Origin of the sequence: Bacillus cereus group sp. BfR-BA-01381, assembly GCF_022663555.1 — a bacterium.
Taxonomy (GTDB): Bacteria; Bacillota; Bacilli; order Bacillales; family Bacillaceae_G; genus Bacillus_A; species Bacillus_A pacificus.
Window position 1 is genome coordinate 47658 of sequence record NZ_JAKUFR010000028.1, and the last position, 8468, is coordinate 56125.

Here is an 8468-nt window from a genome sequence, read left to right on the forward strand (position 1 = left end):
CTTTATTGTACCTAATTATTGAAAGAAGAAAAACCTTTATTCAGCTTCACTATATATTTTATTAGCTTTTATGCATTTTTTCGTAACATCTTCAAAAGATAATGATCCTGTTTTTGTATTTATTTTTATTTTTTCATCAACGTATTTCGTTCGAAACATTGCAACTTCCTCTTGAAAAGAACAAAGATACAGCTCAAGTTTATACAACACACCATAACGTTTCGGCACTATAACATAGAGTTTATTTTGTTTTTCTATAACTTGAATTACTTCATTGTTTTCTGTTATATATTTCCCCACACATTTTAATTTATCGAAAAAATTCACCTCATACACCTTTATAGGTCTCGGCATCTGAATCTCTTCCCCATTTATAATCTTAGCTATGTTATTTGCAATCTCTATGACCGGTGTAATATTTATATTACTTAGTACAATAATACAAACATTATCTTTTTCATATCGAATCAAATAATTCACAAAACCATTTATATCACCAAAATGACTAGTAGAAATATATTCTTCTTGTTCAATAGCCCAACCATATCCATAATGATCCGAATATGCAGTAAACATTTTTTGAAGTGAACTTTCTGAAATCACCTCTCTACTACGCAATGCTTTATGCCATTTAAACAAATCTTTAACTGTCGAATACATTCCATATGCCCCTAGTGGAAATGACATATCAATATGTTCAGTTTGTTTTATATCTCCAAATATCGTATATCCTGTTGATAAAAATTCTACTATTTCTCTACCCTCATCCTCACATCCAGTATTATGCATTTGAAGTGGTTGACATATATATTTATGTATATATTCTTTATATGATAACCCAGTAATCTTTTCGATTATAATTGTTAATAAAATATAACCAGAATTTGTATAACTATATCTCTCACCTGGTTTAAACTCTAACGGGTACGTCTTTAATACATGCACAATGTCTTCTTTAGATACAGATTTTCTCATTATATCCGACCAATAATTAGGCCAACTTGTAAAATTTGAAATACCCGATGTGTGAGTTAATAGGTGGTGAATTGTAACATCTTCTCCATAAGAGAATCCCTCTATATATTTTGAAATTGAGTCTTCTACCGAGAGCAATCCACGTTCTTCTAATTGTAAAATTGCTGTACTGGTAAACCCTTTCGTTAATGAACCAATTCGAAATTTTGTATCAATAGTATGAGGAATGTTAAATGTGAAATTCGCTGTTCCAAATGCTTCACTTAACAATATTTCATCATTTTTTGCAATCAGTACCGTACCATTAAAATAACTAGCCTCAGACAAACTTGACATGTACCGCTGTAATGTAGCCCTTACTTTCATACACTCCTCCTAAATAACCCCATATTTCACCGCATATAATGCAGCTTGCGTACGATCATCTACTTCCAATTTAGCTAAAACATTTGAAACATGTGTTTTTACAGTTTGTTCTGTAATATGAAGCACTGCTGCAATTTCTTTATTACTTCGCCCTTGCGCAATTTCACGAAGTACTTCTTGTTCTCTTTTCGTTAACATAGAAAAAGGGTTTTCTTTCTTGACTACTGATCGTCCTAATAGTGCTGGTGTTACTTTCGGATGAAAATTCGTATTTCCTTCATGTACTGCAATAATAGAAGCTACAAGTTGCTCAGGTTGTACTTCTTTTAATTGATAACCATCTGCTCCGGCTTCGAGTGCTGGTAAAACATAATCTTGCTCTGAAAAACTGCTTAATATTAGTATCTTTATCGTTTCATCATATTGTTTTATTTGTTTTGTTGCTTCGATGCCATCCATCTTCGGCATTGATAGATCCATTAATACTACATCTGGCCTTTTTGTTTGGACGAATGTTAACGCATCTTCTCCATTTTCTGCTTCCCCAACAATTTCAAATTCTTCTCTCGTTTTCAAAAAGAATACAAGTCCTCTTCGAACGATATGATGATCCTCAACTAGTAGTAATTTAATTTTCAACCTTCTTCTCCCCTTCAAACTGGCAATTGAATTTCAATTTTCGTACCCTTTTTCAGCTCCGTTTTTATTTGAAATGATCCCCTCATTAACTGAATACGTTCCTTCATACTTTTTAAACCGAGTGCTGACTCTCGTACCTGATCTTGTATAAATCCTATTCCGTTATCCTCTATGTAAAAATATAACTGGTTATCTTCTATTTTTAAAAGAACATTTACCTTTTCACACGAAGCATGTTTTTTACAATTATGTATCGCTTCTTGACTAATACGCCATAAAACTTCTTCTATTTCATCACCAATTGAAACCATTCCATCAATTCGAACTTCCACGTGAATCCCTAACAACTTTCCATAATTTTTAATTGCTTCAGCTAATCCTTTCTCTAATCCTTCCGGTCTTAATTGCCAAATCAAGAGTGTCATCTCTTGTAATGCTTCCTGTGATAATTCTCCAATATAGCTCAACATCTCTTGCAAGTCTCTATCTTGCGTCATATTTAGAGTACCTTTTGCGGTTAACATGATAGAAAATAACAATTGTTTTACTGAATCATGTAAATCACGTGCAAGTCGATTTCGTTCTGCTACAACTACATATTTACGTTCTTTCTCTACTAATTGAATACGTTGTATAGTTGTTCCTATTTGAAATGCAATTGATTCTAATAATGCTAATTCTTCCTCTGAAAAATGTGTTTTTTGAGGAGAGGCGACATTTAATAGACCAAACTTCTCCGATCCAGACCTAAGGGGAATTGTCGCATGGTGCGTAACATTTTCGGTATCTCCCCAATTACATTCAATCGCATCCTCTATTCGCTTACATTCAATAATATTTGTCGCTTTTTCCAATCTGCCATTCACAAAACGCTCTACACACCAGCAATCTCCTTCACACATCGGCTTCTTCTCTTGCCACGTAAGAGCTGGCGGTAAGTTTTGATCTACAAGCATACGGTACTTTCCACTTTCATCAATAAAAAAGATCCAGCCTGTTTGTAAATTCATAACTTGTAACAATGTATGTAACACTTTTTCCAACATGTCTTGTAAGTCTGTTGCTTCATTTAATAATTCAGCAATTGCTTTTAATGCCTCTAAACGATGCATCTCTTTTTCTTCAAAGTTCATTTTCATCACCATCTATCATTATAACATTAAGAAATTTCTAAATTCTACAAATTAAAAAGAACTGAATTTCTTCAGCTCTTTGTTTATATCGATCATTTTATTATTATTTTTCTATCCAATGTTGAAAGCAGCATTTCCGTTACCAAACTATTCTACTTTAGCTGTCCGATACAGATTGTCCGCTATGGGTATGCTGTAAACTTTCAGTAGTAACGACCATATTTGCTGCTGGCATTTGTACTCGATTCTTATGAAATATAGACATTAATTCAAATCTTACTTGTCTAGAAGTTTCAAAATAATCTTCTGGCTTTATTAAACCTGTAATACAAAATTCATATCCAACGTATTTCAGATTCGGATTTAAATCTGTAACACCTACATATTTAAAAGGTTCAACAGCTTCATTCTCTACTTTATAAAGACTTGGGGCCAATTTTTCATTACAATTCACACAAACTTCCTCTAACAATTCCTTAACTCTTGTCGGATCTTCCTGATAACTTACCGTAATTCGTTCAATTACGCGCATCCAGCCTTTATTAAAATTTTGTATCGTTCTAATCTCTCCGTGTGGTATAGTAAGGAGTTTTCCTGACCATTCACGAATTTGCATAAAACGAATACTAATTTCCTCAATCGTTCCTGAGTTTGTTCCGTTAAAAGTAACAAAATCGCCAACACGAAACTCTTTGTCCGCTAATCTCGCAAAGCCTAATATAACATCTTTCAGCATCTGTTGTGCAGCAAAACCGATAACAACCCCCGCTATCCCTGCGCCTGCAATGATACTTTTTATATCTACAAATTGGCTAATTAAATATATGATTAGACTAATGATAATGATATATCTAAAAATAGATCGAATCACACTTTGAATCGTTTGCTCTACCTCTTCATCAAAAAAGCTTGATTTCCTAAAAAACCAATCAATAATGCGGTTTATGACAAATGAAATAATGATTAGAACGAAAGCAAATAGTAAAAATCTTAAAAGTAAAAACTCTCTTACATAATTAAAAAATTCTTCAGTATACGTTAATAAACTCATCTAACCACTTCCTTACTAATTAAAAAATTCATAATCGTCTCAGTTTGTTCTAGGAAAATCTATTATCTACTCTAAAATGCTGCTACCCTTACTATGTATTTTGACTTTATTACTAATTCACTTTAAACAGTATGTCTAGCTGTTCTTTTCCTTTCCCTTTAAATATACCCTTTTTAATAACCTAAGGGGAGCTAATCGTGAAATTTTTTAAACGTTAAAAGGTTATTCTACTCATTACGATTTCAACTAATTTATTCATTAACTAGATAAAAAAAGAGCTGAATTTATCAGCTCTTTTATTCGATATTAATTGTTGTTTTACTGTTTTTTTCTTCTTTCAATTTTGGCAATTCAATTGTCAGTACGCCATCTTTATAATTTGCTTTAACATTTTCTTCCTCAACTTGTTGAAAATTAAAGCGTCGAGTTACAGAACCTATAGAACGTTCTTTACGAATATATATGCCATTCTCATTTTTTTCTTCTACTTCATTATGATTAGTTGCTTGAATCGTTAATACATCTTGTTCAAATTCAACTTGAATGTTTTCTTTTTGAAAACCAGGTAAATCTGCTTTTACTGTATATTTATCAGACTGTTCATGAACATCTACTTTAAAAGTATCCATATTCATCGGTTTAAAGAAAGCATCTGTCATCCCTTCTAATAAAGAAGGCCCAAAATCAAAAATACCATTTTGACGTTTTGTTATCTCTGGAAATAAATTACGCATATTTTTTCCTCCTTATTATTTATGAATGAAAGATTATCTCTTTCTGTCTTTATTATAACACTTGGTCAAAAAAGGTCAAAGATTTTGTTTGACCCTTTTTGATGTATATTTTACCAAATAAAACAAATAAGTTATATGACATCTCTCCCTCTTATAAAGAGGAAAATATTAACATAACAACGAATAGTATATTTGCTCTTATTTTTCTTACGGAGGTTACATACAATGGGGTATATTGAAGAACTTAGAAAAATTGTCGGATCCAGACCACTCAATCTAGCAGGAGTTGCTGTAGCTGTTTTCAATAAACAAGGACAAATATTACTTCAACAAAGGCAGAATGGTATTTGGGGTGTCCCTGGTGGATTCGTTGAACTTGGTGAATCAACAGAAGAAGCTGGGAGACGAGAAGTGTTCGAAGAAACAGGGATTGAAATAGGAACCTTACAGTTAATAAGCGTATTTTCTGGAAAAGAATTTTTTGTAAAATTACCAAACGGGGATGAGTTTTATCCTATAACAATCGCATATCTTTGCAAAGACATTAAAGGCGGCTTGCTAAAAGCTGATGGGATCGAATCATTAAGTGTACAATTTTTTGATTTTGATAAGCTACCAGAGAATATTAGCCCATTTATAAAAAAATTAATTGAGCAAAACCTCGTCTCAATTTAAACGTAAAAAGAGACCTTTTTTAAAGGCCTCTTTTTTTCACTTCACTTCTGCGTTTAAGCAAGATTTAAAATGTCCAAGTGCAAATTCATGCCCTTGCGCATTAAAAGATGCAACTGCCTTTTCATAAACTACAATTTTAAATCCTTTGTTATAAGCATCTACGGCTGTGTGAAGAACACAAATATCAGTACAAACCCCTACAAGATGCACTTCTTCTATTCCTCTTTCTCGTAACTTCATCTCTAGGTCTGTTCCTGCAAATGCACTATATCGCGTTTTATCCATGTAATATACATTCTCTGCATTTTTATATGTTTCGTACACATCTTGTAATTCACCAAACAAATCTCTTCCATTTGTACCCGTTATGTTATGAGGCGGGAATAATTTTGATTCAGGATGATATACATCATTTTCTTCATGTTTATCGATCGCAAAGACAACGTAATCTCCATTTTCAATATATTTCTTCGTTATATGTACAATTTCTTTCTCAATTTCTTGGCCTGGCTTACCGCAAGTTAAAGCACCTTTCTCTGCTACAAAATCATATGTATAATCAATATTTATAAGAGCTCGTTTCATTACTATCTCTCCTTCTCCTGTTTCACAGTAAACAATAGAAAATTTGTTATTACGACATCGTATGTACTATTCGACATTTCAAATGAAATATCTACATTTTTCTTCTGAAACTTACCTTATTCCGAGTTTATCATATAATTGCTAAACAAGGGTAAAACAAATAGCCACTATTAATAAGTCATGAATTTGATAATGGAGCGTAACTTGCATAACCTCCTATATCATAAACCAAATTACTGACATCATCATATTAATCAAGATGATACAAATACACCGGTTCACCTCTTCAACCTCTTTCTCTGTCATAGTAGTAACAAGTGATTTCTTCCTAATTTAATCATATTAGAAAACGAAACAAGTGATTCACTATTACATCCTCTAGTATAAACAAAAAAGTACACTACTTTTTGAGTAATGTACTTTTTATTCTTCTTATGACGCTGGTTTTGTTTCGAATGTTGCTTGATTAAAACTAATAACCTTTCCTTTCGGGTCATTGTTTTCATACTGAACTGCCGTAATCGTATGACTACCTGTTTCAAGCGTCTTTTCTTTTAATTGTACTGTTGTCTGTGTTGTACTAGTTACTTGATATTTATCTGCAAACACTCGATCTACAAATACGAATGTTTCTTTATCATTTTGAAAATTAGAGAGCTCTAATTCAACGTGTTGAATTAAAGTATCCTTTTTAATGAATACAGCTGGTATATTACCATTCTCAGAAGTACCGTCTGGTGTAATAACTTTTACTTTTCCTTCTCCGACTGGCACTGCTCCTTCAGGAAATACTACTATATTCTCATTACTTGCGTTTACAACTCTTTCTTCCTGCTTTGATTGCGCACCCTCTTTTTCTTGTGGAGCGCCGCAACCGGCTAATAACAATACAGACAATCCAGTGATTATGAATTTTTTCAAAATTCATCCCCCCTGTCATTTCATTATAATTTATTATACAAAAATAACTTTTAAATTTTAAAACTATTTTCAACACTTTCATGAACAAATAGAATATTGCTCACGATTAATGTATCATACTTTCCTTAATAGAACATTAATTTTTTTTATGAAATAAATTGGGATAAATAATAATTCCCTCTTATCTATCATTTTAGCCTAACAGATTAATTGCATACCTATCCAAAATAAAAAGACATTGTTTATTCAATGTCTTTTTATTTTGAGCTTTAAAAAACAAATGTTGTAATCTCATCTACTTCTTTTCTTGGAAGTTTCTTCGGCTTATCTTTCGGAAAACCGAGCGATATAACCATATTTATTTGTTTTTCAGGCTCAATTTGTAAATATTGTCGTAGTTCATCTTGAGCTAACAATACCGGTCCTGTCATTGGGCATGTACCAAGCCCCTTCGCATGTGCAGCCAACATTAAGTTTTGTGCCGCTAAACAGCTGCTCTTAATTCCTTCTTCTTCCCAAACTGAATCTGGAACAAAAGCAATCGGATCAAATATCTTTTCACGAAACTTTGATGCATATGGCGTTGCCAAACATACGATTAATACTGGTGCCTCCGAGAAAGCTGTTGCATATGGTCCGAAAGAACGTGTAAGTAATTTCCCCGCTTTCTCTTCTCCGGTTTCTGCCGCTTTTGCCGCAAGTTTATGTAATGCATCCCATGTCATTTGTTCAATTTCTTTAATTTTCTCTCGGTTCATAATGACCAAGAACTCCCAAGTTTGTGAGTTTGTATCACTCGGTGCATAACGAGCACAATCAATAATCTCTTTTATATCACTAGTGGCTACTTCTTGTTCCGTGAACTTTCTAACACTTCGTCTACCGTGAATTACTTCTTTAAAATCTTCATAATTCATACATTAAATCCCCTTTTTACAGCGTTTTCAAATCTTGTCCTATGCTTGAATTATATCATGAAAAAAAGCTGGAGTAATACCAGCTTTTTTCTTCAATATTAGTTCGTAACTTTAAACAAACGAATACTTTCTTCATATGCAACTTGGAGTTTCTTTGTAATCAGTCCTCTTTCGCCGTTCCCGAACTGCTCGTCACCAATTTGAACGACTGGGAATATTTCAAGTGGCGTCGCTGTGAAGAAGCACTCATCGGCCTCATACACTTCTTGAAGTGAAAATTCTCTTTCTTCTACTTCAATATGTAACTCTTTCGCTAATGTAATAACGTAGTGACGTGTAATGCCGTGTAGAATAAAATTGTCAGCCGGATGTGTAATCAATTTATTATTTTTCACCATAAAGAAATTTGAATGACACCCTTCCGTTACAATTCCATCTCGTACTAATATCGCTTCTTGATAGCCTTGTTCGT

General features: G+C 33.0%; 10 protein-coding genes. 1 reads left to right on the forward strand and 9 read right to left on the reverse strand.

Annotation, left to right across the window (positions count from 1 at the left end; translation table 11 throughout):
* Positions 1-36 precede the first annotated feature (36 nt).
* The 5 genes from MR079_RS12235 to MR079_RS12255 form a co-directional block, all read right to left on the reverse strand.
* Positions 37-1341 (reverse strand): serine hydrolase domain-containing protein, encoded by a 1305-nt coding sequence (locus MR079_RS12235; RefSeq protein WP_139867323.1) that lies wholly within the window; start codon positions 1339-1341, stop codon positions 37-39.
* A gap of 9 nt (positions 1342-1350) precedes the next feature.
* Positions 1351-1980 (reverse strand): response regulator, encoded by a 630-nt coding sequence (locus MR079_RS12240; protein ID WP_139867325.1) that lies wholly within the window; start codon positions 1978-1980, stop codon positions 1351-1353.
* A gap of 14 nt (positions 1981-1994) precedes the next feature.
* Positions 1995-3113, reverse strand: coding sequence for a GAF domain-containing sensor histidine kinase (locus tag MR079_RS12245; protein WP_472927142.1), 1119 nt, complete (start codon positions 3111-3113; stop codon positions 1995-1997).
* A 157-nt stretch (positions 3114-3270) separates the two neighbouring features.
* Complete coding sequence (locus tag MR079_RS12250) at positions 3271-4164, reverse strand: mechanosensitive ion channel family protein (protein WP_242294029.1); 894 nt, start codon at positions 4162-4164, stop codon at positions 3271-3273.
* 296 nt (positions 4165-4460) lie between these two features.
* Positions 4461-4898, reverse strand: coding sequence for an Hsp20/alpha crystallin family protein (locus MR079_RS12255; RefSeq protein ID WP_001245060.1), 438 nt, complete (start codon positions 4896-4898; stop codon positions 4461-4463).
* Between the two features lie 225 nt (positions 4899-5123).
* On the opposite strand from MR079_RS12255, the gene MR079_RS12260 reads away from it, so the two are divergent.
* Positions 5124-5573 (forward strand): NUDIX hydrolase, encoded by a 450-nt coding sequence (locus tag MR079_RS12260; RefSeq protein ID WP_000540510.1) that lies wholly within the window; start codon positions 5124-5126, stop codon positions 5571-5573.
* A 36-nt stretch (positions 5574-5609) separates the two neighbouring features.
* Here the strand turns inward: MR079_RS12260 and MR079_RS12265 are convergent, their stop codons facing one another.
* The 4 genes from MR079_RS12265 to MR079_RS12280 all read right to left on the reverse strand — a co-directional run.
* Complete coding sequence (locus MR079_RS12265) at positions 5610-6158, reverse strand: cysteine hydrolase family protein (protein ID WP_139867327.1); 549 nt, start codon at positions 6156-6158, stop codon at positions 5610-5612.
* A 432-nt stretch (positions 6159-6590) separates the two neighbouring features.
* Positions 6591-7079: a putative periplasmic lipoprotein gene (locus tag MR079_RS12270; RefSeq protein ID WP_000713485.1), complete on the reverse strand. Its 489-nt coding sequence runs from the start codon at positions 7077-7079 to the stop codon at positions 6591-6593.
* A 269-nt stretch (positions 7080-7348) separates the two neighbouring features.
* Complete coding sequence (locus MR079_RS12275; protein WP_139867329.1) at positions 7349-7996, reverse strand: nitroreductase family protein; 648 nt, start codon at positions 7994-7996, stop codon at positions 7349-7351.
* Between the two features lie 98 nt (positions 7997-8094).
* The coding region (locus tag MR079_RS12280; protein ID WP_242294030.1) for an aminotransferase class IV at positions 8095-8468 on the reverse strand (374 nt) is incomplete at its 5' end.

Excerpts from the sequence above, each read along its gene's own strand:
- MR079_RS12235 (WP_139867323.1), bottom strand. The coding sequence starts at position 1,341 with ATGAAAGTAAGGGCTACATTACAGCGGTACATGTCAAGTTTGTCTGAG.
- MR079_RS12245 (WP_472927142.1), bottom strand. The coding sequence starts at position 3,113 with ATGAACTTTGAAGAAAAAGAGATGCATCGTTTAGAGGCATTAAAAGCA.
- MR079_RS12250 (WP_242294029.1), bottom strand. The coding sequence starts at position 4,164 with ATGAGTTTATTAACGTATACTGAAGAATTTTTTAATTATGTAAGAGAG.
- MR079_RS12255 (WP_001245060.1), bottom strand. The coding sequence starts at position 4,898 with ATGCGTAATTTATTTCCAGAGATAACAAAACGTCAAAATGGTATTTTT.
- MR079_RS12260 (WP_000540510.1), top strand. The coding sequence starts at position 5,124 with ATGGGGTATATTGAAGAACTTAGAAAAATTGTCGGATCCAGACCACTC.
- MR079_RS12265 (WP_139867327.1), bottom strand. The coding sequence starts at position 6,158 with ATGAAACGAGCTCTTATAAATATTGATTATACATATGATTTTGTAGCA.
- MR079_RS12275 (WP_139867329.1), bottom strand. The coding sequence starts at position 7,996 with ATGAATTATGAAGATTTTAAAGAAGTAATTCACGGTAGACGAAGTGTT.